Origin of the sequence: Mycobacterium appelbergii, assembly GCF_032883035.1 — a bacterium.
Lineage (GTDB): Bacteria > Actinomycetota > Actinomycetes > Mycobacteriales > Mycobacteriaceae > Mycobacterium > Mycobacterium appelbergii.
The window spans coordinates 41,689-68,411 of sequence record NZ_JAMQTH010000002.1; the positions used below are offsets into that span (position 1 = coordinate 41,689).

The 26,723-nt window shown below is 67.1% G+C and carries 26 protein-coding genes and 1 pseudogene; 15 read left to right on the forward strand and 12 right to left on the reverse strand.

The genetic code is table 11. The features are described from left to right. Positions 1–201: 201 nt before the first annotated feature. From M1247_RS04470 to M1247_RS04485, 4 genes and pseudogenes are all read left to right on the forward strand, one after another. Positions 202–1,068, forward strand: coding sequence for a peptidoglycan recognition protein family protein (locus M1247_RS04470; RefSeq protein WP_317155078.1), 867 nt, complete (start codon positions 202–204; stop codon positions 1,066–1,068). Then, positions 1,053–1,238, forward strand: a pseudogene (locus tag M1247_RS04475) (SAM-dependent methyltransferase); the annotation flags it as partial. The gene M1247_RS04470 and the pseudogene M1247_RS04475, both read left to right, overlap by 16 nt. Before the next feature lie 26 nt (positions 1,239–1,264). Further along, on the forward strand, positions 1,265–1,963 hold the full coding sequence (locus M1247_RS04480; protein ID WP_317155079.1) for a helix-turn-helix domain-containing protein: 699 nt from the start codon (positions 1,265–1,267) through the stop codon (positions 1,961–1,963). Between the two features lie 396 nt (positions 1,964–2,359). Beyond that, positions 2,360–3,454 carry an MmpL3/TtfA transport complex stabilizer gene (locus tag M1247_RS04485; protein ID WP_317155080.1) on the forward strand — a complete coding sequence of 365 codons (1,095 nt, stop codon included), beginning with the start codon at positions 2,360–2,362 and terminating at the stop codon, positions 3,452–3,454. 25 nt (positions 3,455–3,479) lie between these two features. On the opposite strand, the gene M1247_RS04490 is transcribed toward M1247_RS04485, so the two are convergent. After that, a complete protein-coding gene (locus tag M1247_RS04490; RefSeq protein WP_317155081.1) occupies positions 3,480–4,181 on the reverse strand; it encodes a response regulator in 702 nt (233 codons plus the stop codon). A 28-nt stretch (positions 4,182–4,209) separates the two neighbouring features. Continuing rightward, on the reverse strand, positions 4,210–5,781 hold the full coding sequence (locus M1247_RS04495) for a sensor histidine kinase (RefSeq protein ID WP_317155597.1): 1,572 nt from the start codon (positions 5,779–5,781) through the stop codon (positions 4,210–4,212). A gap of 132 nt (positions 5,782–5,913) precedes the next feature. On the opposite strand from M1247_RS04495, the gene M1247_RS04500 reads away from it, so the two are divergent. Together M1247_RS04500 and M1247_RS04505 are read left to right on the forward strand one after the other, a co-directional pair. Further along, positions 5,914–7,281: a cation:dicarboxylate symporter family transporter gene (locus M1247_RS04500; protein WP_317155082.1), complete on the forward strand. Its 1,368-nt coding sequence runs from the start codon at positions 5,914–5,916 to the stop codon at positions 7,279–7,281. Between the two features lie 127 nt (positions 7,282–7,408). Then, positions 7,409–7,723: a hypothetical protein gene (locus M1247_RS04505; RefSeq protein ID WP_317155083.1), complete on the forward strand. Its 315-nt coding sequence runs from the start codon at positions 7,409–7,411 to the stop codon at positions 7,721–7,723. Here the strand turns inward: M1247_RS04505 and M1247_RS04510 are convergent. The 4 genes from M1247_RS04510 to M1247_RS04525 are packed head-to-tail and all read right to left on the reverse strand — an operon-like array spanning position 7,695 to position 11,799. Continuing rightward, the gene (locus M1247_RS04510) at positions 7,695–8,390 is read right to left on the reverse strand and encodes an N-acetylmannosamine-6-phosphate 2-epimerase (RefSeq protein ID WP_317155084.1); all 696 of its coding nucleotides are present in this window, start codon (positions 8,388–8,390) and stop codon (positions 7,695–7,697) included. The two genes, M1247_RS04505 and M1247_RS04510, sit on opposite strands and share 29 nt — an antisense overlap. A gap of 27 nt (positions 8,391–8,417) precedes the next feature. Then, entirely contained in the window at positions 8,418–9,341 is a 924-nt protein-coding gene (locus M1247_RS04515) for an ROK family protein (protein ID WP_317155085.1), read from the reverse strand. Continuing rightward, complete coding sequence (locus tag M1247_RS04520) at positions 9,338–10,288, reverse strand: dihydrodipicolinate synthase family protein (protein ID WP_317155086.1); 951 nt, start codon at positions 10,286–10,288, stop codon at positions 9,338–9,340. The genes M1247_RS04515 and M1247_RS04520 overlap by 4 nt, the downstream gene beginning before the upstream one ends. After that, positions 10,285–11,799, reverse strand: coding sequence for an MFS transporter (locus M1247_RS04525; RefSeq protein ID WP_317155087.1), 1,515 nt, complete (start codon positions 11,797–11,799; stop codon positions 10,285–10,287). The genes M1247_RS04520 and M1247_RS04525 overlap by 4 nt, the downstream gene beginning before the upstream one ends. Positions 11,800–12,007: 208 nt before the next feature. Between M1247_RS04525 and M1247_RS04530 the strand changes: the two genes are divergently transcribed. From M1247_RS04530 to M1247_RS04540, 3 genes are all read left to right on the forward strand, one after another. Further along, positions 12,008–12,727 carry a FadR/GntR family transcriptional regulator gene (locus M1247_RS04530; RefSeq protein WP_317155088.1) on the forward strand — a complete coding sequence of 240 codons (720 nt, stop codon included), beginning with the start codon at positions 12,008–12,010 and terminating at the stop codon, positions 12,725–12,727. Positions 12,728–12,834: 107 nt separating this feature from the next. Further along, positions 12,835–13,671, forward strand: coding sequence for an aldo/keto reductase (locus tag M1247_RS04535; protein ID WP_317155089.1), 837 nt, complete (start codon positions 12,835–12,837; stop codon positions 13,669–13,671). After that, positions 13,668–14,174, forward strand: a complete 507-nt coding sequence (locus M1247_RS04540; protein ID WP_317155090.1) for a cupin domain-containing protein — start codon at positions 13,668–13,670, stop codon at positions 14,172–14,174. The genes M1247_RS04535 and M1247_RS04540 overlap by 4 nt, the downstream gene beginning before the upstream one ends. 19 nt (positions 14,175–14,193) lie before the next feature. Here M1247_RS04540 and M1247_RS04545 read toward each other — a convergent pair whose 3' ends face one another. Then, positions 14,194–14,505, reverse strand: a complete 312-nt coding sequence (locus tag M1247_RS04545) for a hypothetical protein (RefSeq protein ID WP_317155091.1) — start codon at positions 14,503–14,505, stop codon at positions 14,194–14,196. Positions 14,506–14,820: 315 nt separating this feature from the next. Here M1247_RS04545 and M1247_RS04550 point away from each other — a divergent pair, with 315 nt between their 5' ends. Beyond that, complete coding sequence (locus tag M1247_RS04550; RefSeq protein WP_317155092.1) at positions 14,821–15,447, forward strand: hypothetical protein; 627 nt, start codon at positions 14,821–14,823, stop codon at positions 15,445–15,447. 57 nt (positions 15,448–15,504) lie between these two features. After that, the gene (locus M1247_RS04555) at positions 15,505–17,133 is read left to right on the forward strand and encodes a long-chain fatty acid--CoA ligase (RefSeq protein ID WP_317155093.1); all 1,629 of its coding nucleotides are present in this window, start codon (positions 15,505–15,507) and stop codon (positions 17,131–17,133) included. Positions 17,134–17,259: 126 nt separating this feature from the next. On the opposite strand, the gene M1247_RS04560 is transcribed toward M1247_RS04555, so the two are convergent. Beyond that, complete coding sequence (locus M1247_RS04560; protein WP_317155094.1) at positions 17,260–18,090, reverse strand: alpha/beta fold hydrolase; 831 nt, start codon at positions 18,088–18,090, stop codon at positions 17,260–17,262. Positions 18,091–18,153: 63 nt separating this feature from the next. Between M1247_RS04560 and M1247_RS04565 the strand changes: the two genes are divergently transcribed. Next, positions 18,154–18,759, forward strand: a complete 606-nt coding sequence (locus M1247_RS04565; protein ID WP_317155095.1) for a TetR/AcrR family transcriptional regulator — start codon at positions 18,154–18,156, stop codon at positions 18,757–18,759. A gap of 124 nt (positions 18,760–18,883) precedes the next feature. On the opposite strand, the gene M1247_RS04570 is transcribed toward M1247_RS04565, so the two are convergent. Then, on the reverse strand, positions 18,884–20,074 hold the full coding sequence (locus M1247_RS04570) for a lipid-transfer protein (RefSeq protein ID WP_317155096.1): 1,191 nt from the start codon (positions 20,072–20,074) through the stop codon (positions 18,884–18,886). Between the two features lie 79 nt (positions 20,075–20,153). Here M1247_RS04570 and M1247_RS04575 point away from each other — a divergent pair, with 79 nt between their 5' ends. Next, a complete protein-coding gene (locus M1247_RS04575; protein ID WP_317155097.1) occupies positions 20,154–21,215 on the forward strand; it encodes an NAD(P)H-dependent amine dehydrogenase family protein in 1,062 nt (353 codons plus the stop codon). A 3-nt stretch (positions 21,216–21,218) separates the two neighbouring features. Here the strand turns inward: M1247_RS04575 and M1247_RS04580 are convergent, their stop codons facing one another. Continuing rightward, positions 21,219–22,262 carry a zinc-binding dehydrogenase gene (locus tag M1247_RS04580; RefSeq protein WP_317155598.1) on the reverse strand — a complete coding sequence of 348 codons (1,044 nt, stop codon included), beginning with the start codon at positions 22,260–22,262 and terminating at the stop codon, positions 21,219–21,221. Between the two features lie 47 nt (positions 22,263–22,309). Between M1247_RS04580 and M1247_RS04585 the strand changes: the two genes are divergently transcribed. Continuing rightward, positions 22,310–23,164 carry a class II glutamine amidotransferase gene (locus tag M1247_RS04585; RefSeq protein WP_317155098.1) on the forward strand — a complete coding sequence of 285 codons (855 nt, stop codon included), beginning with the start codon at positions 22,310–22,312 and terminating at the stop codon, positions 23,162–23,164. Positions 23,165–23,182: 18 nt separating this feature from the next. After that, the gene (locus M1247_RS04590) at positions 23,183–24,040 is read left to right on the forward strand and encodes a patatin-like phospholipase family protein (protein ID WP_317155099.1); all 858 of its coding nucleotides are present in this window, start codon (positions 23,183–23,185) and stop codon (positions 24,038–24,040) included. Between the two features lies 1 nt (position 24,041). Here M1247_RS04590 and M1247_RS04595 read toward each other — a convergent pair whose 3' ends face one another. Further along, positions 24,042–24,992 carry a patatin-like phospholipase family protein gene (locus M1247_RS04595; RefSeq protein ID WP_317155100.1) on the reverse strand — a complete coding sequence of 317 codons (951 nt, stop codon included), beginning with the start codon at positions 24,990–24,992 and terminating at the stop codon, positions 24,042–24,044. After that, positions 24,985–26,700 carry a CocE/NonD family hydrolase gene (locus M1247_RS04600; RefSeq protein ID WP_317155101.1) on the reverse strand — a complete coding sequence of 572 codons (1,716 nt, stop codon included), beginning with the start codon at positions 26,698–26,700 and terminating at the stop codon, positions 24,985–24,987. The genes M1247_RS04595 and M1247_RS04600 overlap by 8 nt, the downstream gene beginning before the upstream one ends. Between the last annotated feature and the right edge of the window lie 23 nt (positions 26,701–26,723).

A 26,723-nucleotide genomic window follows, 5' to 3' on the forward strand; every position in this document is an offset into this window, starting at 1 on the left:
AGTGCGCGGTGGTCATTTGCTGTCCGCCATGGCGGCGAACGCTTCGCGGATGGATGATCGGCGTGCGGCGCCGATTCGCGATGGCGAGCAAATGCATTGCCCGATAACCAGTATCGACGAATGATCGGCGTCGGGGCGGTTGTCGGCGACTCGACGTAGCATCGATGTTGTCAGGGTTTGCCAAGGCCGAAAGGAGTCGCCGTGCCGCAGACAGGACCTTGGACCGGTGATCCGGTGTGGCTCGCCGACGTGCTTCGGGCCGAGGGGGTCAACCTCGTCGAATACCCGGGTTGGCGCACCCGCGGGCATGGCGATTTCAAGGACATCCGCGGTGTCATGGTGCATCACACCGGATCCGACAACGCCACTGCGGCGTCCATCGCCAACGGGCGCCCTGATCTGCCCGGCCCGTTGGCGCAATTGCACATCGCCCGCGACGGCACCGTCACCGTGATCGCGGTCGGGGTGGCCTGGCATGCCGGCGCCGGTATGTATCCGTGGGTGCCGACAAACATGGGCAACTGGCACCTGATCGGGATCGAGTGCGCCAACAGTGGTACCAGTCCGACTGCGCCGCACCGCCAGAACTGGCCGGACGCACAGTACTGGGCGCTGGTGCGGTGTTGCGCCGCGATCAACCGCCGTCTCGGGCAGACCTCTGCGCGCACCATCGGCCACAAGGAGTACGCCGGCCGCTCCCAAGGGAAGTGGGATCCCGGCGCCATCGATATGGACATCCTGCGCGCGGACATCCAGGCGCAGATCGGCGCGGTACCGCAGCCCGCGCCCACGCCCCGGCCAGCGGTACCGGTCGGGGAGTACGCGGACATCCTGCTGTTCCGTTCCATGGAAGGGCCGCAGGTGGCCCAGCTGCAACGCCGGCTCCGCTCCGACTATGCCGAATATGCCGGTGACCTCAAGGTCGACGGGGTGTTCGGACCCGCGACCGAAGCCGCCGTCAAGGAATTTCAGCGCCGCACCCGTGGGCTCAAGGTGGACGGCATCGTCGGACCTGCCACCGCGGCAGCGCTCCGTCTGCGATTCGTCGACACCGACCGCGCGGTGTGATCGCCGACGAGGGAGTGCTGGGCGCGCTGCGGATCCTCGGCAATGCCCTCACCCATCCGGCGGCCCGCAGACGGGTGCTGAGCATGCGGCGGACGTTCAACCGGTACCGCGACCAGCTCACCGCTGTGGCGATCGTCGCGGTGGTGCCCGGCGCCGCCGCATCGAAATGACCGCTGCGCCACGGCATGATGGGTTCATGCCGCGGCACGGTGACCATGTGGAAGCAGACCGGTCCGTGGGGCAGCAGCGTCAACGGGTACTCGGGGTGCTGCGCAATGCCGACGGCCCGGTCGAGGTCCAGCAGATCGCCGACGCGCTGCAGATCCACGTCACGACAGCCCGCTTCCACCTCAGCACGCTCGAGGAGCAGGGGATGGTCCGCCGTGGCGGAGTGCGCGGTCGCGGCGTGGGCCGGCCCAGGCTGACCTACGAGATGGTCCCGCGGTTGGACTACGCGGACATCGTCGCGCTCTTCGCGACGCACCTCGGTGGCACGCCGGAGGAACGGGAAGCCCGCGCGCTGCGGATCGGCGCCGACCTGTCGCACCGGGTGCGGCTGGCGCGGGTCCGCGACGAAACCTCGATCACCGATCTGGTCATCGTGACCCTCGGCGAACTCGGATTCCAGGTCCGGTCGGTGCTCAACTCGTTCGGCGAGGTCACCGTGCAGATCTGCACCTGCCCGCTGGCTGAGGTGGCCGTCGACGCCCCCGAGGTGGTGCGCGGCATTCAGCAGGGGCTGATCCAGGAGGTGATCGACCTGAACGCGGAGGTCATCGGCGGTCGGTATGTGGTCGAAGTGCGCCCAGACTCCCGGAATGGTTCGTGCGAGGTCAGTCTCCTGGTCCGGCCGGCGAACATCCGCCCCGCCAGCACTCAGCTTTCACAGGCGTAACAGGGCCGGAGTACGCTGCTGACACATCCACGGCACGGGCAATATGAAATGTTTGCTGGCGTGTCGCGGTGTGATTTGGCGCTCACTTTCCTCGGGAAGGGTAAGAGCCTATTGTGGCGATATCGGTTATAGGGAACGACGTGGCCATTGCCAGTGTCGGTATACCGCCAGGTAATCCGCACGTAACCTATAGCTATTCGAAAATAACGAGTGGGTAACGAAGACTTTTCTAAGTGCACCCTGAGAATTCATCGCCGGGCTTCGCTGATTCGCTGGCGAGCTGTCCCGACGGCTCGATTTTGGTCGCTAGACTCGTCTCAACCGCGTCACCCTGGCGCAGCTAAACCCTGGAATCTACAGCCGGTGTATGTCACACCGGCGGAGGTGCCGATAAGCATGGCAAAAAACTTCTTGCGCGCTGTCAGCAGCGTGCTGCGGCGCGACGCCGCTCCCGACGCCGCGACCGACGGCAGCGTGACTTTCGACGGTGCGCTTGACGACGTCGACGTGGCCGGCCTGACCACCGTGGGCCGTGGTCCGATCGGCGACATTGCCGTCGATGCCGACCGGGAAACCATCGTGGTGACCAACTGCGGCACCCGGAGCATCACCGTCATCAACCCGGCGACGCTGGGCGTCGTCGGCTCGGTGCGCGTCGAGGGTGAGCCCTTCGCGATCGCCGCCGCCTACGACCGCGCCTACGTCAGCACCTCTTCGGCCGGCCACGACGCGATCGTGGAGATCGACACCATCACCGGTGTGGTGCTGACCGAGTATCCGCTGGCGCTGAGCGTGACCGCGCTGGCGACCAGCCCCGACGGCAAGCGCGTGTTCGCGGGCCGGACCGGCGAGGGCCGGGTCGACATCGCGGTCATCGACACCACCGCCGAGCGGGTCGGCACTATCGACATCGCGACCGGCATCGGGATCAACCTCGACGCGCTGCATGTGGACGCCGACGGCACACGGCTCTACGCCGCGACCTCGGATGCGCGTGGCAGCCGCCTGGTCACCGTCAACGCCGAGACCGCTCAGGTCGAGTCGACCGTGTGGATCGGCGCGCCGATCCGTGACCTGGCATTGGGCGCGGACGGTATCGCCTACGTCCTGACTTCGGACCGCGCCCGTCGCGGTGTGGTCAACATCGTGGACCTGGCCGCGGGCACCGTCGTCGGCAGCGTCGAAACCGGCGGCGCCCCCACGCAATTGATGCTCAGCCCGGATGCCACGCGCGCCTACATCGTCGACTACGACCGGGTCACGGTGCTGTGCACCCTGACCTACGAGATCCTCGGCAGCATCGACGTGCAGGCCCAGCCCGCGGCCGTTGCGGTGCGCCCCGACGGCGCCCGGCTCTACATCGCCGACTACGCCGGTCACGTCAATGCGTTCGACGTGGCAGCCTCGCTGCCCGCGCTGTATTCACAGCTGGTCTCCGCCGAGCCCGTGGCAATGCCGCGGCTGCCGGTGCTGGAGATCGCCAGCGCCTGACCCGGCACCGCCTGATCCACCGCCGTCAGCGCCACTGATAACGGGTGCGAGGACGGCCGGCCTTGCCGTACTCGGTGCTCCGTGTCAGCGTGTTGTCGTCGGCAAGACGTTCCAGATACCGCCACGCCGTCACCCGTGACACCCCTACCTGTTTGGCGACCTCGTCGGCGGTCAGCCCGTCGGGACGGTCCCGCACCGCGCGGGCGATCTCATCGGTCGTCTGTGGCGCGGCGCCTTTGGGCGCGACGGATTTGTCTGCAGCCACCCGCAATTCGGACAACGCACGGTCGACCTCGGCCTGGCTGGCGGCATCAGTCCCGGCGGGCAGTGCCGACCGGTAGCGGCGGTAGCGGTCCAACCGGTCACGGAATGCTGCGAACGTGAACGGCTTCAGCAGGTAGGCCAGCGCGCCGTGGGCCACCGCGGCGCGCACCATCTCCAGATCACGCTCGGAGGTGATCGCGATGATGTCGGGCGCCGGCCTCAGCCCGGACAAGCCCGACGCCAATGCGATTCCGCTGGCATCGGGTAGCCCGAGATCCAGCAGCACCAGGTCGATCGGCTGCTCGGAGGCGGCGGCCTCACTCGCGGCCCGCATCGCGTCACGGGCGGTGTGCACCACCGCGGCGGCCGAAAACCCTTCCAGCCGACGGAGATAAGTGTGGTGGGCCTCGGCGATCAGCGGATCGTCCTCGACGATGAGGACGCGGATGGGTGGGGTGCTCATCGGGGCCCTCGGCTCTTCGCGCAAGCGCTCATCGCGGAACCGTCACGGTGACCACCGACCCATACGTCACATCGGCGCGCAGCGCACCACCATGCTTGCTGACCACTTGTCCCACCAGGGCCAACCCGAGACCGTGGCCCGTGGTGTCACCGGCTTTCGTCGAATAGCCACGCTGCATGGCCTGGTCGAATGCCGCGGCATCCATGCCCGCTCCGCTGTCGGCCACCCTGATCAACAACTCGGTGTCGTCCTGGGTCACTGTGACCTCGATCCACGGATCGTCGCGGTCACAGGCATCCATCGCATTGTCGATGAGATTACCGAGAACGGTGACCATTTCCTGCCCGGACAACACGGCATCGGTGGACAACTGGGTGTCCTCGGTGACGGTCAGCGCGATCCCGCGCTCGTCGGCCTGCGCGGCCTTGCCGAGCAGCAGCGCCACCAGCGCCGGCTCGTCCACGGCCTGCGAGAGTTGGTCGACCAGCCGCTGGGACAGTTCGAGTTCACTGGTGGCAAAGCGGACGGCCTCCTCGGCGCGGCCCATCTCGACCATGGTGACCACGGTGTGAAGTTTGTTGGCCGACTCGTGCGCCTGCGCCCGCAGGGAGTCGGCCAGCACCTGCAGTGAGCTGAGTTCCCCCAGGGCTCCCTGTAATTCGGTGCGGTCCCGCACGGTGACCACTTCGGAGTCGACCCCGCGGTCGCCTCGCTCCTGCCCGCCGGAGCCGGAACCGACCACCCCGGACCGGTTGACCACCAGCACGCGGTCGTCGGTGACATGCAACTCGTCCCGGGCCCCCGGGGCATGGATCTGCAGGAACTCCGGAAGGTCCGCGAGCTTCACCGGCCCGGACGGCAACGCCAGCAGGCGCCGCGCCTCATCGTTGACCAGCGCCACGCCGCCGCGGTCCAACACGATCAATCCCTCGGACACCGAATGCAGGATCGCGTCGTGATGGTCGTACATCACGCGCAATTCGTCGGGACGGAGACCGTGGGTCTGACGCAGCAGCCTGCGCCGGATCGCCCATACTCCGACCATCGAAACGCCCAGCGCGGCAGCGGTGACCGCCGCGATGACCGGAATCTGCGCGCGCCAACGCTGTGCCAGGGTCTGTTGGGTGATACCGGCGGACACCAATCCGACGATGCAGCCGTCCCGGTCACGCACCGGCGTGATCGTCCGCACCGAAGGGCCGAGCGTGCCGGTATAGACCTCGGTGAAGGTTTCCCCGCGCAGCGCCGGCTCGACTGTTCCCAGGTAGTGCCCGCCGATCTCGCCGGGGTCGGTGTGGGTGAAGCGGACGCCGTCCGGGGCCATGATCGTGATGAACGCGATGCCGGTGCTTTCCCGTACGGCCTTGGTGACCGGCTGCAGAATCTCCGTCGCCCTGCCCGACTGGATGGCCTCGGCTGTCGACGGTGAATCGGCCAGTGCGGTGGCAATCCCGATGACCTGTTGACGCGCGGCCGCCTCGCCGTCATGGCGGGCATCCAGCAGGGCCAACGCGGTCCCGGCGAGCACCACCACCGCCACCACGAGGACCTGCAGGGCGATGGCCTGCCCGGCCAGGGATCGTGGCCGCGAGCGGCCCAGCAGCGTGCGCCACCACCGCGCCACGGCGACCTCCGGGTTATGTGAACGTAATGAACTAAAACGTGACCTGAGTCACGCATTGGCCGAACCTACTTGCAGAGGACATTCGATGTCGACCTGGAGGTAAGTCCGATGAGCGTCACCCTGGACCGTCAACCGGATCCGGATACGGATCCGCCGCGACGTCGCGATCGTACGCACTGGCTCTATATCGCAGTGATCGTCGCGGTGCTGGCCGGCGTCGCGGTGGGCATCCTGGCACCCGAGGTCGGCAAGAGCGTGGGCGTGCTCGGCACCATGTTCGTGAACCTGATCAAGATGATGATCGCGCCCGTCATCTTCTGCACGATCGTGTTGGGCATCGGTTCGGTCCGCAAGGCGGCCACCGTCGGCAAGGTCGGCGGCCTCGCGTTCGTCTACTTCCTGGTGATGTCCACGTTCGCGCTGGCCATCGGCCTCCTGGTCGGCAATATCATGCACCCGGGCACCGGAATGCACCTGACGGAGGCGACCGCGGGCAAGGGCGCCGAGTTGGCCGAAACGGCTCATGAGGCCGGCGGCCTGATGGACTTCGTGCAAGGCATCATTCCCGAGACCCTGTTCTCGTCGCTGACCGCAGGCAGCGTGTTGCAGGCCTTGTTCGTCGCGCTGCTGGTCGGCTTCGCTCTTCAAGCCATGGGTACCGCGGGCGAGCCGATTCTGCGCGGCATCGAACACCTGCAGAAGCTGGTGTTCAAGGTGCTGATCATGATCCTGTGGCTGGCCCCGATCGGTGCCTTCGGTGCGATTGCCAACGTGGTCGGACAGACCGGGTGGACGGCCGTCGTGCAACTGCTGACCCTGATGCTCGGGTTCTACATCACCTGCGTGGTGTTCGTATTCGGTGTGCTGGGCACGCTGATGCGGGTAGCGGCAGGCGTGTCGATCTTCAAGTTGGTCCGCTACCTGGCCCGCGAGTATCTGCTCATCGTGTCCACCTCGTCCTCGGAGTCGGCCCTGCCCCGCCTGATCGCCAAGATGGAACATCTGGGCGTGGATCGCACCACGGTCGGTGTGGTGGTGCCCACCGGATACTCGTTCAACCTCGACGGCACTGCGATCTACCTGACGATGGCTTCGCTGTTCATCGCAGGCGCGCTGGGCGATCCGCTGTCGGTGACCGAGCAGATCGGTCTGCTGGTGTTCATGATCGTGGCGTCCAAGGGCGCGGCGGGGGTCAGCGGTGCCGGTCTGGCCACCCTGGCCGCCGGGTTGCAGAGCCACCGGCCCGACCTGCTCGACGGCGTCGGCCTGATCGTCGGCATCGACCGGTTCATGTCCGAAGCGCGTGCGGTGACCAACTTCTCGGGCAACGCGGTGGCCACCATCCTGGTCGGCTCGTGGACGAAGACCATTGACAAGGACAAGGTCGACGCGGTGCTGCGCGGCGACGATCCATTCGACGAACTCACGATGGTCGACGACCGTCCGGCGGTCACTCAGGAACCCGCCCGCGTGTAGCAGATGCACAAGGCCCGGCCGGTGATCCCGGCTGGGCCTTTCTGCGTTGAACCGTCTCCCGCTCCCACTCGTAACAAAGGTGAACGATTCACCGAAAAGCTATACGGGAAAACAAGGGAGACAGGCCATGCGCGCATCATCGGCCATGCTGGCTGCAGCCGCGGTGGCAGTGGGAACCATCTTGGCGCCGGCCGCACCTGCTGCGGCAGAGACACCCATCGTGACGATCGGCCAGCTCGAGGCCGACGGGTATCACGTCAACGTCGACCGGGTCGGCAGTGCGCCACTGGATCAATGCACGGTGACCAGCGTCCGTAACCCGCAGACCCAGACCAAACTCATCCGAGTCGAGCGTTTCGGCAAGAACGGCAAGCGGGACTTCGACCTGGTGCCGGTCGTCGTCCGGCGCACCATCACGGTGTCGCTGGATTGCTCGCGGTGAGCGCCTGCCGGAACCATCCGGTGATGGTGGTGGGGTGGGTGATCGCGGTACCGACGACGACCGCATAGGCGCCTGCGTCGAGCGCGGCACGGGCCTGCGCCGGGGTGTGCACGCGCCCCTCGGCCACAATCGGTATCTCGGGCAGATGAGTGACCAGTTGTGCCAGGAGTTCCAGGTCCGGGCCGTCGGTCGGGGACCGGTCACCGGTGTATCCGGCCAGCGTCGTGCCGATGATGTCGGCACCGGCATCATGGGCGCCCAGGGCGTCGTCGAGTGATGCGCAATCGGCCATCACCAGTGTTGGGGCACTTGCCCGTAGCCCTCGGATGGTCTCGGCCAGGGTGAGGCCATCTGGCCTCGGGCGGCGGGTGCCGTCCAGCGCGACGATGTCCGCGCCTGCGTCCCGCACGGCGGTGGCGTGGCGCAGTGTGGGCGTGATGAAAACCCCGTCGCGACCGTCTTTCCAGAGGCCGATCAGTGGAACTGCGGTGCGGCCCTTGATGAATGAGATGTCGGCCAATCCCTGGGCGCGAATGGCGATTGCGCCACCCGCCACCACCGCCTCGGCCATCTGAGCCATGGTTTCGGGATGGCGTAGCGGTTCGCCGGGGTAAGCCTGGCAGGACACGATCAGTCCGCCGGCCAGGGCTTGGATCGGGTTGGGCATGGCTGATCTCCTGGGTAGGACCATATTTCAGGCGGCCCGGGCGTATGCGGCCGCGCCGAGGATTGCCGCGTGCGCCCCGCGTTGCGCGGGTAGCAGCGGGCAGCCTGCGACGGCATCGATGTACTCGCGGTTGGCGGCGTCGGTGACGGCAGACCACCACAATTGACCCGATTCGGCCAGCCCGCCGGAGAGGATGACGGCGTCCGGGTCGAGCAGGTTGACCCAACCACCGATGGCCCGACCGAGGGCCGTGGCCGAGACGGTGAGGCATTCCAGCGCGACCGGATCGCCCGATTCGGCGAGCATGACGATCCGGCGGGTGTCGGGCGCCGCCCCGCCGCGGCGTCGATGCAGCGCGAGAAGTCCGGTCCCGGAGGCGATTGCCTCCAGGTGCCCGGTCCGTCCGCACGTGCACAGCAGGCCCTCGGCTTCCGGCACGGGGGTATGGCCCAGATGGCCTGCCGCGTGCCGGGCCCCGCCCAGGGGAGCGCCGTCGAGGATGAACGAGCCACCGACTCCGGTACCGACGGCCACCATCAGCACGCTGTGCAGGCCCCGCGCCGCGCCGTAGGTGGCCTCGCCGATCGCATGCGCATGCACGTCGTTGATGGCTCGCACCGGCAGGCCGGTCCGCGCCGATACGAGTTCGGCAAGTGGTGTGCCACCCCAGTCCGACAGGTTATGGGTGGCAGAGAGCACCATGCCGTGGTCGCTGTCGATGACCCCGGCCGACCCGATCCCGATGGCGACCGGCGCGGGCAAGCCGCTCTGCGCGGCCTTGTGCCGGATTCCGGTGACCAGCGCGCTCAGGTTGTCGATCATCGCGATCGGACCACTGCCCGCGGGTGTGGCTGCGGTGCAACAGAGTTCGATGTCTCCTCCGGGAAGCACCAGGGCGGCGGCCGTCTTGGTCCCGCCCAGGTCCACACCGATCGTGGCGGCCTCGGTCATCGGCCGCTTGGGGCGGGGCTCAGCTCGCGGGGACCTACCGCGGCCAGGATGGTGCGGACGGCGTCGACGTCGTCACCGGTCAGCGCGTCGAACGGTTCCGGGACCTGGTTGGTGGCGATGACGCCCTGCAACATCAGCGCAGTCTTGAAGGCCCCGACGCCGGCACCCCAACCGGTGACCCCCTTGGCAGACAGGCAGATCTCCATCAGCGCGGCCAACCGATCCTGCTCCGTGCGCCCGGCGGCCCAGTCCCCGGCCGCCAACGCCCGGTGCAGACGCACATATCCGTCGGGATCGACGTTGGCCAGGCCGGGGACGGCGCCGTGTGCACCGCTGAGGTAGGCACCGTCGACGACGAACTCGTGGCCGGTGAGCAACGTCAGCGGTTCACCTGCGGCACGGTTCTTCAGGCACAGGCGACGAAACGAGATGTCGTCGCCCGACGAGTCCTTGACCCCGGCCACGGCACCGCTGCGGCCGAGGTCGACGAGCATGTCGGAGTCCAGCTTGGTGTGCACGCAGACCGGAATGTCGTAGGCATACAACGGAATACGGGCACGGCTGCCGAGGATCTCGAAGTGCCGCCGGATCTGCGGGGTGTCGGTGACGGCGTAGAACGGTGCGGTGGCGACCACCGCGTCGACGCCGGCGTCCTGGGCGACCTTGACGTGGTCGAGCACCCGGGCGGTCTGCGTGTCGATGACACCGGCGAGCACCGGCACCCGGCCCGCGACGATCCGGACCGCCTCGCCGATGATCTGGGCGCGCATCGTGTCGGTGCAGAACGCGACCTCGCCGGTGGAGCCGAGGACGAACAGCCCGTCCACTCCGGCGGTGAGCAGGCGGTCGATCACCCGCTCGAAGGACTCGACGTCGAGTCGGCGGTCTTCGGTGAGCGGAGTGACGACGGGGGGAATGACCCCGGTGAGTCTTCCGGCGCTGTTCATGCTGGTGGCTCCTTGATGTGTTGGTGCTCTTGGGTATTGATCGGTGCGGGCTCGGGCATGGTCTCGGTGCTGTCGGTCGGCCAGACATGCTGAGGTTTGATCAGTCGTTGGACACGCAGTGGGGCGTTGATGCCGATCAGCACGATGACCACCGCGGTGAGCCCGAAGGACAGCACCGCCAAGGCAGTGCCGAGGGGCATTTTCGTGGCGAGGCCTGCGCCCAGGACCGGGGCTACCGCTCCGCCCAGTGCGCCCACGTTGTAGGCGAATCCGAGCCCGGCGGCCCGCTTGTCGACCGAGAAGTAGCCGCCGATCCATTTGGGCAGCAGACCCGAGATCCCTTGTCCGAACACCTGTTGCAGGAACAACAGCAGTCCGAGGAGGAACAGGTTGCCGCCCCCTACCAGGAACACGGGGAAGATCAGGACCTGTGAGACGACCAGGCTCACCCAATATGCGCGCCGGGTGCCGAACCGGTCCCCGGTGAACCCGGCGACGATGCACCCTACGGCGGCGCCGAAGCCGGAGAAGAACAAGATGTTCGCGACGTGTGCCGGGTCGAGAGAGAGGTCGGTCTTGAGGTAGGTCGGTAGCAGGGCCTGGATGGGCCACGAGTAGAGGAATGCGGTGAAGATGATCAGCATCACCGTCAGCCCCGTCGGCCAGCGGGTGCCCTCGAACTGCACCATGAACGATACGAACACGGCCCCGGCGAGGACGGCCAGCGCGGCCACGCCGAGGGCGTTGCCGACGGTGTGGGTGAAGATGAGCAGCAGCGCGCCGAAGGCCAGAAGCGTTGAGACGACGTTGATGATCGATCGGCGGCCCTTGTAGAGCGTGCTGAACATGTCGGGTGCCGCGGTGCGGGTGCCTGCCCGGTGTTGTGCCCGGGCCTCCTCCCAATCGTCGGACTCCGGCAGCGAGCGGCGCAGCCACAGCGCGAGCGCGATGGGGACCAGGCCGATCGCGAACAGCGCGCGCCAACCCCACTCGGGTACCACGAACCGGTACGCCTGCGCCGAGAGGACGGCGCCGATCGAGAAGCCACTGATCAGGAATCCGGAAGCCTTGTTGCGGATGGTCTTCGGCCAGGACTCGATGACGTAGGTCGAACTGGAGCCGTACTCTCCGGCCATTCCGAGGCCGATCAACAGCCGTGCGCCGAAGAGCACCCAGTAGCCCGGAGCCAGTGCGCACAGCACCGAACCCACCGAGAACAGGGTGATGCTCAGGACCATCGAGTTCTTGCGGCCGAACCGGTCGCCGAACGCACCCAGCGCCAGGCCGCCGAACCAGCGGGAGATGAACGCGGCGGACACCAGCGTGGCGCCCATCACCGGCGTCAGCCCGAACTCGCCGATGACCTCGGTCAGGACCAGCGTGATGATCACGAAGTCGAAGCCGTCAAGCAGATAACCGAGCCAGGCAGCGACAAAGGCTTTCCACTGTCGCCGGGAGAGTTGCCGGTACCACACGCTGGGTTCCTCGGCGCTTCTGCTGACCGCGCTCACCACATCGCTCTCCCTTGAACGTCGGATGTCGGATGTCCTATGTCGTGTAGACGGTAGGGCGTCGTGACGTGCAACACAAGCGCTCGGGGTCGGCCTGGTAGCGCGGTTGCTCCTCATCGGTGGACATCTGATGTAGTACGTTCGTTGCTACGGCCGGGACGCTGACCCGACCGGCGGTGTGTGAGAGCTGGAAGGACCGGATCTGTCGATGCAACATGATGTAGCGAGCCTGGTTGCTCCCCGCGAACTCGGCGGCGGAACCGTGGTCAGCCGCATCAAGGAGTACATCCTCACCAATCACCTCTCCCCGGGTGATCCGCTGCCCACCGAAAACGAACTCAGTCAGCAGCTCAACGTCAGCCGCTCCCGCATCCGGGAGGCCGTCAAGACGCTGTCCGCGCTCGACATCGTCGAGGTCCGTCACGGCTACGGCACCTACGTCGGACAGTTGAGTTTCCGCGCCATGGTGGAATCGCTGGCGTTCCGGGGCATGCTCAACGCCGAGGACGGCCTACACGTTTTCGCCGAGCTCGTCGACTTCCGCGAGCTGATCGAGACCAGCCTCGCCGGACAGATCATGGACCGCCTCACCCCGCAGGCGGCACTGAGCATGCGCCGGCTCACCGAGGCGATGGCAGAGAAAGCCGCCAGGGGAGAGGAGTTCCCCGCCGAGGACCGCGAGTTCCATCTGCTGCTCATGGAGACCAGCGGCGCCCTGGCGGTGGGTATGACGGGGGCGTTCTGGGACGTGCATGCGCTGGCCTCCCGGTCGTTGGGCCCACCCGATGACCTGCAGGAGACCGTCGACGGGCACGTGGCAATCCTCGATGCGATCGAAATGGGGGACGCAGATCAGTTGCGGAAGGCGATCAGCGCGCACTACGCCCCGGTCCGGGAACGGATGACGCGCCAGCTTCCGCGAAAGTAGTTGTTCGGCACAGCAACACCGGCGCCGCAACCAGCCGTGTCGACAAAGTCGGCTTCGACGGCAATCCTGGGGACGGGCACCACATCCACCAGGGGGAGAATCAACTCATGATTCCAGCGATCGAACTGAACGACGGCACTCAGATCCCGCAGGTGGGTTTCGGGGTCTTCAAGATCGGACCCGACCAGACGGCGACCGCGGTGCGCAGCGCGCTGGAGGTCGGCTACCGCCACATCGACACCGCGCAGATGTACGGCAACGAAAGCGGCGTCGGCCAGGGCATTCGCGACGCCGGCGTGGACCGGGCCGAGGTCTACGTCACGAGCAAGCTCAACAACGGTTTCCACCGGCCCGACGACGCACGGCGCGCATTCGAGGAGACCCTGACCGCGCTGGGCTCCGATTACGTCGATCTCTTCCTCATCCACTGGCCGTTGCCGACGCGCTATGACGGCGACTTCGTCTCCACCTGGCAGGTGTTGGAGGAGTTCGCCGCCGACGGCCGGGCCCGCAGCATCGGCGTGTCGAACTTCCAACCCGAACACCTCGACAGGCTGGCCAAGGAATCCGACACCGTGCCCGCGGTCAACCAGATCGAGGTTCACCCGTATTTCGGCAACGAGGCCGCCAGGGCCTACGGAATCGAGCACGGCATCGCCACCGAGGCCTGGTCACCGATCGCCAAGGGGAGGGTGCTCGATGATCCGGCGGTTGGACGGATCGCGGAGACCGTGGGCCGCTCACCCGCGCAGGTCGTGCTGCGCTGGCACATTCAGCGCGGTGACATCGTGCTGCCGAAATCGGTGTCACCCGAACGGATGCGCTCGAACCTCGAGTTGTTCGACTTCGAACTCTCGGCGGCCGACATCGCAGCGCTGGTGGCCCTCGACCAGGGCGAAGCCGGCCGAACCGGCCCCAACCCCGACACGTTCGACCGCATATGAGTCGCCACGACGCGTTCCATCCGGACCTGACGGGCACCACGGCGATACCGGCTGCGCAGCGCACGCGGGTGTATCACGTGAAAGCCGGGGATCTCAGCTCGGCGACGGCCCAGACCGACGGCATGCGGCGACTCGCCGCGATCAGTGGCCAGTCGGTCGGCTCCGAGCGCGTCTGGATGGGCGAGACGCACGTCTCGCCGTCGACCCTGTCAGCGAACCATCATCACGGTGAGTCGGAGACGGCCATCTTCGTCCGCAGCGGAAACCCGGTGTTCGTGTTCCACGACGGCATCGGGGAAGTCCGGATCAACACCGCGCCGGGCGACTATGTGTTCGTCCCGCCGTACGTTCCGCACCGGGAGGAGAATCCCGACCCCGACACTGAGGCGGTCGTCGTGATCGCCCGCAGCACCCAAGAGGCGATCGTGGTGAACATCCCACAGCTCTACGCCCTCTCGGACGCTCCCGCCGAACCGCGCCGAGGCCGACACCGGTCGGATTGAGCTGATCAGCTGCCCGCGGTCACCGTTGGCAGTTCAGCGACACCGACACCGTCTGGCTGGTGACCTCGGGGACCAGGATCCGGTCGCCGCCCAGGCCCGGGCCGACGTAGGGCACCAATTGGGAGACCTGCTGAGGGTTGCGCACGCTGGTCACGACGCACTTGTCCAGCGGCGCCGTCCCGATGCGGTCGATGTTGACCGTGTAGCCCTCGGACTGCAGCCGGCTGATGACCTGCTGTGCCGATTCCTCGGCCGACGCGAGTCCGGCCGGCGCGGCGATCACCCCGAACACAGCCACCGAGACTGCAACCAGGGACCACTTCACGCGCATTGACCGCACCTCTTCTGTCGTTTCCGGCCATCATCCTCTCCATACATCGTTTCGGAAACTCAATTCGTTCCCGATCCCGGTGAGATGAATTTCTGCACGGGTTCCGAAACGCCGGCAGCAAAGGGCTCAGGATGTGCGCAGCTGCGTCCTGCAGCCGCATTTGTGGGTGTTGCGGTGTTGCTGCGATTGCGACAGTTCAACCGGTAGGCCACTGCGATACGTGTCCGGCCGCAAAACGGAGCCCCCATCGCTGTGCACGACTTGTTTTATGTTGCTTGGGATTCAGGCATTTCACGGCGGGGAGGGGAACGGAACGTGCCGACACAGGTGTTGCAGATCGACCGGATCGAGAGCACTGACGAGCGGTTCGCAAGCGCCAAGCGTTGGGAATATCAGATCTTCGGGCTGGAGAACGGATACACCACCCGCGAAGACGACGCGGCGACAGAGATGTGCCGGTACCGGCGGTGGGAGCAGTCATCGGAGTTCTTCGTCGGCTTTGACCGTGACGAGCAGGCCGTGGCGATCCTGCGGGCGCTGCGGTGTGACCCCGAACTCGGCATCGACAGCTTCAGCACCGTGTGCGAGGCGGGGGCCTACCCCTTGAGCGCATTGGGCCCGACGAACATGATCCACCGGGACTGGCAGGCGTTCTTCGCCACCGTATCGCCCACGCGCGTCGTCGACCTGGCAAGCCATGCAGTCAGTCGTCGGCATCGTAAAACCGGTGTGATGGAACAGCTTTGGCGTCAACTGTGCGACACGCTGACCACTGACGGCGTCAGTTACGTCACCGTCGCTCTGGCTGTGCCGCTGTTCAACCGGTACCGGACCCGGTTCGGCGAGGCCGTCGAGCAGTTCGGCGAGGTGCTGCCCGGCTATCTCGGCGTCGACAGCGTCCCCGCCATCGTCGACCTCACCCTGCTCGAACCTCGGCGATGACCCCGCCGGGAGCGGAATCTCCCCACGCGCGGCTCCGGCGCAGCTAGCATCGCGCCCGTGGACAGCACTATGCAGAACTGGCCGTTGACGATCACCGCGATCCTGCGGCACGCCTGCGGCGTGAACGCCGATCGCACCGTCACCACGGCCACCGGAGCAGGCGGGTACCGCACCATCAACTACCGGGAGGTCGGCGAGCAGGCCGCCCGGCTGGCGCATGCGCTGCGCCAACTCGGCGTCACCGGTGATCAGCGGGTCGGCACGTTCATGTGGAACAACGCCGAACACCTCGTCGCCTACCTCGCGGCCCCGGCCATGGGTGCGGTGCTGCACACGCTGAACATCCGTCTATCGCCGGAGCAGATCGCCTACATCGCCAACGAAGCGCAAGACAGCGTCATCATCTCCGACGTCTCGCTGGTCGGTCTGCTGGCGCCGGTGCTGCCGCTGTTGGACACCGTGCACACCGTGATCGTGGCCGGTGACGGCGACCTGGCGCCGTTGACCGCGTCGGGCAAGACGGTGCTGCGCTATGACGAGGTGCTGGCCGCCCAGCCCGCCCAGTTCGACTGGCCCGCGGTCGACGAGAATTCCGCCGCCGCCATGTGCTACACCAGCGGAACCACCGGTAACCCGAAAGGTGTTGTTTACAGCCACCGTTCGAGCTACCTGCACGCGCTGAACACCTGCACGGCCAACGCGCTCGACGTGAGCAGCGCCGATGTGGTGCTGCCCATCGTGCCGATGTTCCATGCCAATGCATGGGGTCTGGCCTATGCCGCGCTGATGGCGGGCGCCGATCTGGTGATGCCGGACCGGTTCCTCGACGGCGCCTCGCTGATCGAGCTGATCGAATCGCAGCGGCCCACCCTGGCCGGCGCCGTCCCGACCATCTGGAACGACGTGATGATCACCCTGGAAAAGACTCCGGGGCATGATATCTCGTCGCTGCGCCTCGTGGCTTGCGGTGGTTCTGCGGTGCCGGTCTCGCTGATGCAGGCGTTCGAGGAACAGCACGGCGTGTACATCCAGCAGGCGTGGGGGATGACCGAGACCTCACCCCTGGCGACGGTCGCCAAGCCGCTTGCCGGCGTGTCCGACGAGCGGCACTGGGAGATGCGGGCCACCCAGGGCAGGCCGATGTGCGGTGTCGAGGTCCGCATCGTCGACGACGAGGGCAATCAACTGCCCGCCGACGGTACGGCGGTCGGCGAGCTGGAGGTGCGCGGGCCTTGGATCACCGGTTCGTACTATCTGGACCGGGACACCGAGAAGTTCGAGAGCGGTTGGCTGCGCACCGGCGACGTCGGCGTGATCGACGAGTCCGGCTACGTCACCCTCACCGACCGCGCCAAGGACGTCATCAAGTCCGGTGGCGAGTGGATTTCGTCGGTGGAGCTGGAGAACCACCTCATCGCCCACCCGGCCGTGCTGGAGGCTGCCGTCGTCGGGGTGCCCGACGACCGCTGGCAGGAACGCCCGCTGTCAGTGGTGGTGCTGCACGAGGGCGCCGGCGCCAGCCCGGAAGAACTGCGAGAATTCCTGGCCGACAAAGTGGTTCGCTGGTGGCTGCCGGAACGGTGGACATTCGTCGATCAGGTGCCGCGCACCAGCGTCGGCAAGTACGACAAAAAGACCATCCGGGCCCGCTACGCCGACGGTGAGTATGAGGTGGTCACCCTCTAGTTCCCCGTCGGTTCCCCCGTCGGTTTTCCCGTCGGCTTTCCCGGCGAGCAGACAGTTCGGTACCCGTCAGCGCGCATTTTCGGGTACATATGTGTCTGCTCGGCGGGGAAGTGGCACCCGCCCCGACTATGCGCGCACGGCGATCGTCGACAGCAGGTCGGCCAACAGGTCCGGCTGGTCGACCATGGAGAATGTGCGTGCCCCGTCGATGACTTCCAGCCGTGCGTTCGGGATGGTCGCCGCCAGCCGTTTGCCGTCACCGAGTTCGAAGAACACGTCGTCCGCTGACCATGCAATGAGCGTCGGCTTGTCGAACTCGGGAAGTCGCCTCGCCACCGCGGTGGTGACCTCGGTTCGCAGCGACAAGGTGAACTGTCGAAGATCCTCGGCGACAGCCGGATTCGACAATGCGGGGCGCACCCACTCACGGGTGAACGCGTCGAGGTTCGAATGTGCCAGCCCCGCGTAGGCGCGTCTGCGTACAACCGGGATCCGCACCGCCTGAGCGGCGGTCCGGAACACCGCCTTCGACCGGGCGGCCACGATCAGCGGCTTGAGTATGGGCGGTGGAAAGTGTTCGAACGCGTCGCAACTCGTGAGTGTCAACGCGCCCACGCGTTCGGGATGATGGATTGCGACGAGTTGAGTCACCACCCCGCCGGTGTCATTGCCGACCAACACCACGTCTTCGAGGTCGAGCGCTGCGAGCACGTCGGCCACGATGCGCGCGACGCCGGAGATGGTCCGGTCGGCACCGGGACGCAGTGGTTCCGGGTGGGCGCCCAGCGGCCAGGTCGGGGCGATGCACCGCAGCCCGCGTGCCGCCAGCCGTGTGCTGACCTGGCGCCACAGTTGGCCGCCCATCAGATAACCGTGCACGAACACGACCGGTCTGCCGTGTTCGGGGCCGACTTCTTCGTAATGGATGGTTCCGGCGTTAATGTCAATGGTCGACATGGAGCACTCCCAACTCGATATCGCAGATACAAACAGGCTGCCGGTAACTTACCAACAGGGTGTATGGAAATCAAGAGACGTACTCAGGAGGAGCGCTCCGCGGCCACCCGCGAGGCGCTGATCACGGCCGCCCGCGAGCTGTGGGGCGAGCGTGGCTACGCCGAGGTGGGCACGCCCGAGATCGCCAAGGAAGCGGGCGTGACCCGCGGCGCGATGTATCACCAATTCGCCGACAAGGCCGCCCTTTTCCTCGAGGTGGTCGAGGTGGTGGAGCAGGACGTGATGAATCGCATGGCGACCCTGGTGGCAGCGTCGGGGGCGGCCACGCCGGCCGACGCGCTGCGGGCGGCCGTCGATGCCTGGCTCGAGGTTTCGGGTGACCCGGTGGTGCGCCAGCTGATCCTGCTTGACGCGCCGAGCGTGCTCGGCTGGGCCGGGTTCCGCGACGTCGCGCAGCGCTACAGCCTCGGCATGACCGAGCAACTGCTGACCGAGGCCATCAAAGCCGGTCAGCTCGCGAAGCTGCCGGTACGGTCACTGGCCCACGTGCTGATCGGGGCGCTCGACGAGGCTGCCATGGCCATCGCCACCGCAGACGACCCGAAGCGAGCCCGCAAGGAGATCAGGCAGGTGTTGCGACGGCTGATCGACGGGATGTTGACCGGCTAGTTTCCGCGCAAATTTCCCCGGCGAGCAGACGCGTATGTACCCCAAATGCGCGTCCGAAGGGTACCGGCGCGTCTGCTCGCGGGAGGTTCGCGGGAAGGTTCGCGGGAAGGTTCGCGGGAAGGTTCTACCGCTCGGCGCGCTGGTAGGCCGTCACGACGGCCGCCCCGCCGAGCCCGATGTTGTGCTGCAGCGCGGCGTTGACGTTGTCCACCTGACGCTTGTCGGCGGTGCCACGCAGCTGCCAGGTGAGCTCGGCGCACTGCGCCAGGCCGGTGGCTCCCAGCGGATGGCCTTTGGAGATCAGCCCGCCTGACGGGTTGACCACCCAGCGTCCGCCGTAGGTGGTGTCGTCCTTGTCGATCAGCGACGGGGCCTCGCCCTCACCGCACAGTCCCAGGGCCTCGTACAGCAGCAGCTCGTTCGCGGAGAAGCAGTCGTGCAGCTCGATGACCTGGAAGTCTTCCGGGCCAAGGCCCGACTGCGAGTAAACCTGCCTGGCGGCTTGAACATTCATGTCGTAGCCGATGACGTTTTTGGCACTGCCGTCGAAGGTGGAGGCGAAGTCGGTGGTCATCGACTGCCCGACGATCTCGACGGCCTGTCCGGCCAGCCCGTGCTTGTCGACGAATGCCTCACTGGCCACGATCGCCGCGCCCGACCCGTCGGAGGTGGGGGAACACTGCAGCTTGGTCAGCGGGTCGGAGATCATCTTGGAGCCGAGGATGTCCTCAAGGCTGTAAGGCTCCTGGAACTGGGCGTAGGGGTTGTTGACCGAGTGCTTATGGTTCTTGTAACCGATCTTGGCGAAATGCTCAGCGGTGGAGCCGTATTGCTTCATGTGCTCGCGGCCGGCCGCACCGAACATCCACGGCGCCACCGGAAACGCGAACTCGTCGATCTCGGCCAGGGCCTTCACATGCCGTCCCAAGGGCGACTCGCGATCGTCCGCGCCACCGCCCAACGAACCCGGCTGCATCTTCTCGAAGCCCAGGGCAATCGTGCAGTCGGCCAGGCCACCACGAATCGTCTGTGCGGCAAGGTAGAGCGCCGTCGACCCGGTGGAACAGTTGTTGTTCACGTTGACGATCGGGATGCCGGTCATGCCGAGCTCATAGAGCGCGCGCTGGCCGGACGTCGAGTCTCCGGAGCAGTAGCCGACGTAGCCCTGCTGAACCTCGGAGTACGCGATGCCGGCATCTTCGAGTGCCTTGGTACCGGATTCGTTGGCCATCTGCGGATAGTCCCAGCCTTCGTTCCTGCCGGGTTTCTCGAACTTCGTCATCCCCACCCCGACGACGAATACTTTGTTAGCCATGGCCTGAAAGATACAGATAGCGGCCCACTTCGTGTAGAGATAAGTAGAACGCGTTCTAGTCCCGTGGGAGGGGTGCACCGTGACGCTCAAAGTCGTGCAATGGGCCACCGGAGGGGTGGGCGTGGCGGCCATCAAAGGCGTGCTCGACCACCCCGACCTGGAGCTGGTCGGCTGTTGGGTGCATTCGGAGGCCAAGAACGGCCGCGACGTGGGCGACCTCATCGGGGGTGAGCCGCTCGGTGTCATCGCGACCAACAACATCGAGGACATTCTGCGGCTGGAAGCCGACGCCGTGATCTACGCGCCGCTATTGCCGAATCCCGACGAGGTCGCCGCCCTGTTGCGGTCCGGCAAGAACGTGGTGACCCCGGTCGGCTGGGTGTATCCGAGTGAAAAGCAGGCCGCACCCCTGCGTGAGGCCGCGCGGGAGGGCGACGTCACCCTGCACGGCACCGGCATCGCGCCCGGCGGCATCAGCGAGAAGTTCCCGCTGCTGTTCTCGGTGATGTCGACGGGCGTGACATTCGTTCGCGCCGAGGAGTTCTCAGATCTGCGAACCTACGAGGCGCCCGATGTGTTGCGGCACGTGATGGGCTTCGGCGAAGTGCCGGAGAAGGCGTTGTCCGGGCCGATGCAGAAGCTGCTCGATGGCGGCTTCATCCAGGCCGTCAAGATGTTGACCGATCAGATCGGCTTCAGCGGCAGTCCGAAAGCCGACCCGGACATCCGGACCCGCCAGGAGATTGCGGTCGCGACAGCGCCGATCGATTCGCCGCTGGGCCCGATCCAGCCGGGACAGGTGGCCGGACGCAAGTTCCACTGGGAGGCCCTGGTCGGCGACGAGGTGGTGGTCAGGGTGACCGTCAACTGGTTGATGGGTGAGGAAAACCTCGACCCGCCATGGGATTTCGGTCCGGAAGGCCAGCGCTACGAGATGGAAGTGCGCGGCAACCCGGACTTCTCCGTGGTGATCAAAGGGTTCCAGGGCGAGGTCGGTGAGGCCGGCCCGGAACCCGGCGTCGTGGCCACCGCGGCGCACTGCGTGAATTCGGTCCACGCGGTGTGTGCGGCCGAGCCCGGCATCGCCACCTACCTTGACCTGCCGTTGTTCAGTGCGAAGGCGGCGCCGCAACTGCGCTGACCGTCACGGCCGCACCAGGATGCGGATCGGGTTACCCTCCTGCCGGTCGAGCTTGTCGATGCCGACCGCGATGTCTTCGAGGGGCAACACCTCGCTGATCGACCGCGACAGGTCCAGCCGGCCCAGCGACACCAGCGTCGCCAGCGTGGAGATGTCGACGTTCTGGTAGCCGAGATGGCCCAGCACCTTCTTCTGGGTCAGGCCGAACATCGACGTCGGACCCACCGTCGGACTCTCGGCACTCATCCCGACCGCCACCAGCCGGCCGCCGACGGTCAGCCGGCTCAACGCCTGCTCGAACGTCGAGGCCAGCCCGACCGCGTCGAACGCCACGTCGAGCCCGCGGCCGCAGGTGACCTCGGCGATCTTTTCGCCCAACTCCTCGTCACGAGCGTCGAACGCATAGTCGGCGCCCAACTCCACGGCGCGCTCGAGCACCTCGGGCTTGATGTCGACGGCGACCACCGGAACCGCCCCGACCAGCCGCGCCAACTGCACGATGTGGGTGCCCACTCCGCCGAGACCCCACACCCCGACCGACTCTCCGATGCCCACCTGGCCGGTGCGCACCACCGCGCCGTACGGCGTCGACACCGCATCGGCGAGGATCGCGGCCTGTTCGAGCGGCACATTGTCGGGCACCCGGGTCAACCCGGCTGCCTGCGCGACGGTGTATTCGGCCCACGCCCCGTCATAGGCGAACGCCATCAGCTGGATACGCATGCAGTTGGCGGTGTCGCCGCGCCGGCAGTTCGCACACTCCATGCAGGGCCTGCCCGCGGCAACGATCACCCGATCGCCCTCTGACCAGCCCGTGACACCCGGACCCAGAGCGGCCACGGTGCCCGACGCCTCGTGCCCCTGGGTCACCACCGGCACCTGGGCCGGAAAGGTGCCGTTTATCAAACTCAGGTCGGAATGGCAGATGCCGCAGAACGCCACCTTGACCAGGACCTCACCCGGGCCCGGCTGGGGTATCGGAACATCCTCGACGGCAACTCTTTTGGTCTCGGCATAGAAGCGTTCGGCCCGCATGGTGGCGCCCAAGTCGGTTGTCATGTCGCTCCCTTCCTTTGCCGGATACTATCGGCACCATGTGCCGGCTGTTCGGATTGCACGCGGGCGCCGAGCCGGTGACCGCGACGTTCTGGTTGCTGGACGCGCCCGACAACCTCCTCGCACAGAGCAGACGCAACCCGGATGGCACCGGGCTGGGCTACTTCGACGCCACGGGAAATCCGGTGCTGCACAAAGAGCCGGTGGCGGCGTGGCAGGATTCCGAGTTCTCCACCGAGGCCCACCACGTCACCGCGACGACATTCGTCGCGCACGTCCGATATGCCTCGACCGGGGCACTCGATGTGGCCAACACCCACCCCTTCCTGCAGGACGGCCGGATCTTCGCGCACAACGGGGTCGTCGGGGGACTCGAGGAGCTCGACGCCCGGATACGCGAGATGGGTGTCGAGGAACTGGTGGGTGGCCAGACCGACTCCGAACGGGTTTTCGCGCTGATCACCGCCGCCATCCGGGCCCGCGACGGCGACGTCGGCGCCGGCATCGTCGACGCCGTCGGCTGGCTGGCCGAGAACTCCCCGCTGTATGCGGTGAATCTTCTGCTGAGCACCGCGACCGACAGCTGGGCACTGCGCTATCCGGAAACCCACGAGCTGTATCTGCTGGACCGCCGCGATGTCGCCGACCGGCGGTTGCAGTTGCGCAGCCACCGGATCCGCGCCGAGTCCGAACACCTGACCTCACAGCCGGCGGTGGTGTTCGCCAGCGAACCGATGGACGGCGAACACTGGCAGCTGATCGCCCCGGGCGAGCTGGTCCACGTCGATGCCGGCCTGGACATCACCCGGAAGCTGGTCTTCGGCGATCCGCCGCGCCGTCAACTCCGGGTGGAGGAACTGACCGCGCAGGCGGCCGCCTCGCAGCACCCGTAGCCCTGGCACACTCGACGCGTGACGTCAAAACGCGCATTGGTGCTCGCCGGTGGGGGAGTCGCCGGAATTGCTTGGGAGACAGGTGTTCTGCGGGGCATCGCCGACGAGGATCCCGGCACCGCAGACGCGCTGCTGAGCAGCGATGTGCTGGTGGGCACGTCGGCGGGGTCGGCGGTCGCCGCCCAGCTGGGCAGTGGCCGCAGCCTCGGCGAACTGTTCGAACGGCAGGTCGGCGCCGCCTCGGCCGAGATCGATCCGGGTGTCGGACTCGACGGCATCACCGAGCTGTTCATCACCGCCATGCTGACTCCGAACACCACCATGGCCCAGAAGCTGCAGCGGATCGGTCAGATCGCGCTGGACACCCCGACGGTCGACGAGGCGGTGCGCCGCGAGGTGATCGCCCAGCGGCTACCCGCCCATGACTGGCCGCGGCGGGTGCTGCGGATCTCGGCGATCGACATCGCCACCGGTGAGCTGGTCGGTTTCGACCGCACCTCGGGCGTGGACCTGGTCGACGCGGTGGCGGCCAGCTGCGCGGTGCCCGGGGCCTGGCCGCCGGTCACGATCGACGGTCGGCGCTACATGGACGGCGGGGTGGGCAGCAGCGTCAACATGGTGCTGGCCGACGACTGCGACGCGGCGGTCGTGCTGGTGCCGTCCGGCCGCGCGGCGCCCGCTCCGTTCGGGGTGAGCACGGCCGAGGAGATCGACGGATTCCCCGGAGCCACGCTGGCGGTGTTCGCCGATGACGACGCACTGGCGGCGTTCGGCTCCAACCCGCTCGACCCGGCGTGCCGGGTGCCCTCAGCGCAGGCCGGGCGGGCACAGGGGCGCCGGGTTGCCACCGAGATCGCCGCGTTCCTGGCGGGCTGACTCAGCCGTCCAGCGCCTTCGCGGCGAGTTGCTGCCCGACGGCGATGACCTCGGCAGCGCGGTGAAAATCGAGGCTGCGGCACACCGTGCGCGGCACTTCGATCAGCAGGTCGGGTGGATAGGCCGCCAGCATGTGGCGGGCCAGCGCGGCCTGGGCGATGTCGATGGTCCGGTTCATCACCTCGAAGCTGCCGAGCCTGGGCACCGCGACCGGATCCTCCACGAGCTCACCGGGATCCGGTACTTCATCCACGGGCTGATCCTCAGAATCGGTGACCACGCCGGAGCGGCTCGGCACCACGGTGTCCAGCAGCGCTGTCGTGCTGCGCAACATCCGGTTGAGCCATTCGGTGGTGGGCCGTGCCTCCGAGGTCTCGGGTTCGGGCTCAACCCCGCCGGCCTCACTGCCGGACAGGCTCACCGCGATGGTCAGGTCGGCGTTGACCGCAGCGATCGGTGCCATCGGCAATGGGTCGAGGATGCCGCCGTCGCCGAGCAGCCTGCCGTCGAGCACATGCGGCGCGATCACCCCGGGGATCGCGATCGACGCCCGGATCGCGGCGTCGACCGGTCCGCGTTGGAGCCACACCGACCGGCCCGTGATCAGGTCTGTGGCCACCGCGGTGTAGGGGATGGCCAGGTCCTCGATGGTGACCTCGCCGAGGATGTCGCGTACCGCGTCGAGGATCTTGCCCGCCCGCAGGATCCCGGCGGCGCTGATGGACGGGTCCAGCAGCCGCAGCACCGCCCGCTGCGTCAACGTCCTTGCCCAGTCGGCGAAGTCGTCCAGCTTCCCGGCGGCGTGCAGGCCGCCGACCAGCGCGCCCATCGAGGACCCCGACACCCCCACGATGTCGTAGCCGCGCTCACAGAGTTCGTTGATGACACCGATGTGGGCGTATCCGCGAGCACCGCCGCTGCCCAGGGCAAGCGCAACGCGGGTGTCAGCCATGCTGTCTATTGTGCGCCCTGCGCGGGATGACAGGTACGAGCAGATGGGCGTCCCGATCGGGCCCCCAGTGCAGGGTGCAGGTGCCGCGGGGGCCGCGCCGGTAGCCCGCCGGGAATTGTCCGGTCAGCGGGTTGCGTGGCCACAGCCAGCGGCAGGCCACCACCAGTCGCAGCTGCTCACCGGCGCGGAACAGCGTTGCCGAGGGCCCCAGCGGAATATCAACCGGCACAACCTCACCGGCGTGCAGCGGGGCCGGTGTGGTGTAGGCCGGCACGGGGTCGAACGGCCGGGACCGTTCCAGGTCCAGCGCCCGCAGCGACGCCCGTAACCACCCCGTGGTGATCCGGTCGCGGCCGAATCCGTAGGAGCCTTCGAACGGCACGTACTTGGACCCGCGCCATTTCTCCACGCCGACGAACAGGTCCACGTCGTCTGCGCCGTCCATCTCGATGAACAAGCGCAGCGCCATGGGTCCGGTGATCTCGGTATCAGCGGGCAGCGTCCACCCGAAACACACTCCACCGGAACGGGTGTCGAACGAAATTGCACCCGGCTCGTGGGCTGCCGACGTAGACAAACCGCCTGCGCCCAGATGCAGCGGTGTCCATTGCGTGGACTCCAACGGCCAGCTGGTTTCGTCGCGAACCGCAACGATCTCGTCGCGACTCGCGCGGACCTCCAGCCGCACCCGCGGCAGGGCAGCGTCGCCTCCGCGCAGGTGGCGGTCGAGGAACGCCAACTGGGTTTGACGCGCCGTGGGGGAATAGAAGTTCGCCCACTTTCCTGCGCGGTGCGTGTAGAGGTGGCGATCGCCGGATGCGATCTGCTCGAAGCCGCGGATCGAGCCTCTGCTGTGCAGGTTGTTGTCGGAGAAGCTGCCGCAGATCAAAGCGGGAACCTCGATGCCTTCCAGCTCCGGAACGCGCGAACGCCACCAGTCTTCGTACCGGGGGCGTTTCGAGTTCTCTTTGCCCGGTTGGTATTTGATGCGTGCGGAACGCTGTAGCAGGCGGCTCCAGATCTTGACGAAGCCGACCTCCTCGATGCCGCCGGGGCGGAACAGGTCGCGGTAGGCGTCGGTGAAACCTTCCCATGGCACGATCGCCTTGAGGTGCGGCGGGCGCAGTGCCGCCGCCTTCCACTGTGAGATCGCCAGATACGACACCCCGATCATGCCGACGGCCCCGGTGCTCCACGGCTGTGCCGCCGCCCACTCGACGAGGTCGTAGACGTCCTCGCCCTCCTGGTCGGAGAGCAGGTCACACGCTCCGTCGGAGGTTCCGGCACCGCGCAGATCGCAGTTCACCACAGCGAACCCCTGCGCTGTCCACCACGCCGGATCGGGCGCTTCCCAACCGGTCAGCGTGGAGAACCGGACGGGTGCCGGCTGGCGCAGCAGGTGGTACTGGATCGGCACCGAGTAGCCCCGCCTGCGCTTCGTCGGGAGGTTGTCCTTGCCGTAGGGGTGGGCGCAGAGCAACACCGGGAACACCCCGCCGTCGCCGGGCAGATGGACGTTGACGCGCAGCACCGTGCCGTCCCGGGTCGGGACCGCCACATCGTGGTCGACCACCACGGAACCGGGCGCGGGTTCATAGACCTCGACCGGTGGCCGCGGGAACCCACGCAGCCGTGCCAGCGCATAGCGGGCGGCGCCCGGCCGCCTCCAGGGCCGGTCCGGTGCCGCGCTGTTCGGTGAAGTGGACATGGTGTCGGTGTACCACTGCCGGG

Coding starts and splice junctions, on each gene's coding strand:
- M1247_RS04595 (WP_317155100.1), bottom strand. CDS start 24,992: ATGGCTGACACCCGCGTTGCGCTTGCCCTGGGCAGCGGCGGTGCTCGC.
- M1247_RS04505 (WP_317155083.1), top strand. CDS start 7,409: ATGCGCGCATCATCGGCCATGCTGGCTGCAGCCGCGGTGGCAGTGGGA.
- M1247_RS04535 (WP_317155089.1), top strand. CDS start 12,835: ATGATTCCAGCGATCGAACTGAACGACGGCACTCAGATCCCGCAGGTG.
- M1247_RS04560 (WP_317155094.1), bottom strand. CDS start 18,090: ATGTCGACCATTGACATTAACGCCGGAACCATCCATTACGAAGAAGTC.
- M1247_RS04565 (WP_317155095.1), top strand. CDS start 18,154: ATGGAAATCAAGAGACGTACTCAGGAGGAGCGCTCCGCGGCCACCCGC.
- M1247_RS04530 (WP_317155088.1), top strand. CDS start 12,008: ATGCAACATGATGTAGCGAGCCTGGTTGCTCCCCGCGAACTCGGCGGC.
- M1247_RS04520 (WP_317155086.1), bottom strand. CDS start 10,288: ATGAACAGCGCCGGAAGACTCACCGGGGTCATTCCCCCCGTCGTCACT.
- M1247_RS04585 (WP_317155098.1), top strand. CDS start 22,310: ATGTGCCGGCTGTTCGGATTGCACGCGGGCGCCGAGCCGGTGACCGCG.
- M1247_RS04540 (WP_317155090.1), top strand. CDS start 13,668: ATGAGTCGCCACGACGCGTTCCATCCGGACCTGACGGGCACCACGGCG.
- M1247_RS04510 (WP_317155084.1), bottom strand. CDS start 8,390: ATGCCCAACCCGATCCAAGCCCTGGCCGGCGGACTGATCGTGTCCTGC.
- M1247_RS04500 (WP_317155082.1), top strand. CDS start 5,914: ATGAGCGTCACCCTGGACCGTCAACCGGATCCGGATACGGATCCGCCG.
- M1247_RS04485 (WP_317155080.1), top strand. CDS start 2,360: ATGGCAAAAAACTTCTTGCGCGCTGTCAGCAGCGTGCTGCGGCGCGAC.
- M1247_RS04515 (WP_317155085.1), bottom strand. CDS start 9,341: ATGACCGAGGCCGCCACGATCGGTGTGGACCTGGGCGGGACCAAGACG.
- M1247_RS04545 (WP_317155091.1), bottom strand. CDS start 14,505: ATGCGCGTGAAGTGGTCCCTGGTTGCAGTCTCGGTGGCTGTGTTCGGG.
- M1247_RS04490 (WP_317155081.1), bottom strand. CDS start 4,181: ATGAGCACCCCACCCATCCGCGTCCTCATCGTCGAGGACGATCCGCTG.
- M1247_RS04480 (WP_317155079.1), top strand. CDS start 1,265: ATGCCGCGGCACGGTGACCATGTGGAAGCAGACCGGTCCGTGGGGCAG.
- M1247_RS04600 (WP_317155101.1), bottom strand. CDS start 26,700: ATGTCCACTTCACCGAACAGCGCGGCACCGGACCGGCCCTGGAGGCGG.
- M1247_RS04570 (WP_317155096.1), bottom strand. CDS start 20,074: ATGGCTAACAAAGTATTCGTCGTCGGGGTGGGGATGACGAAGTTCGAG.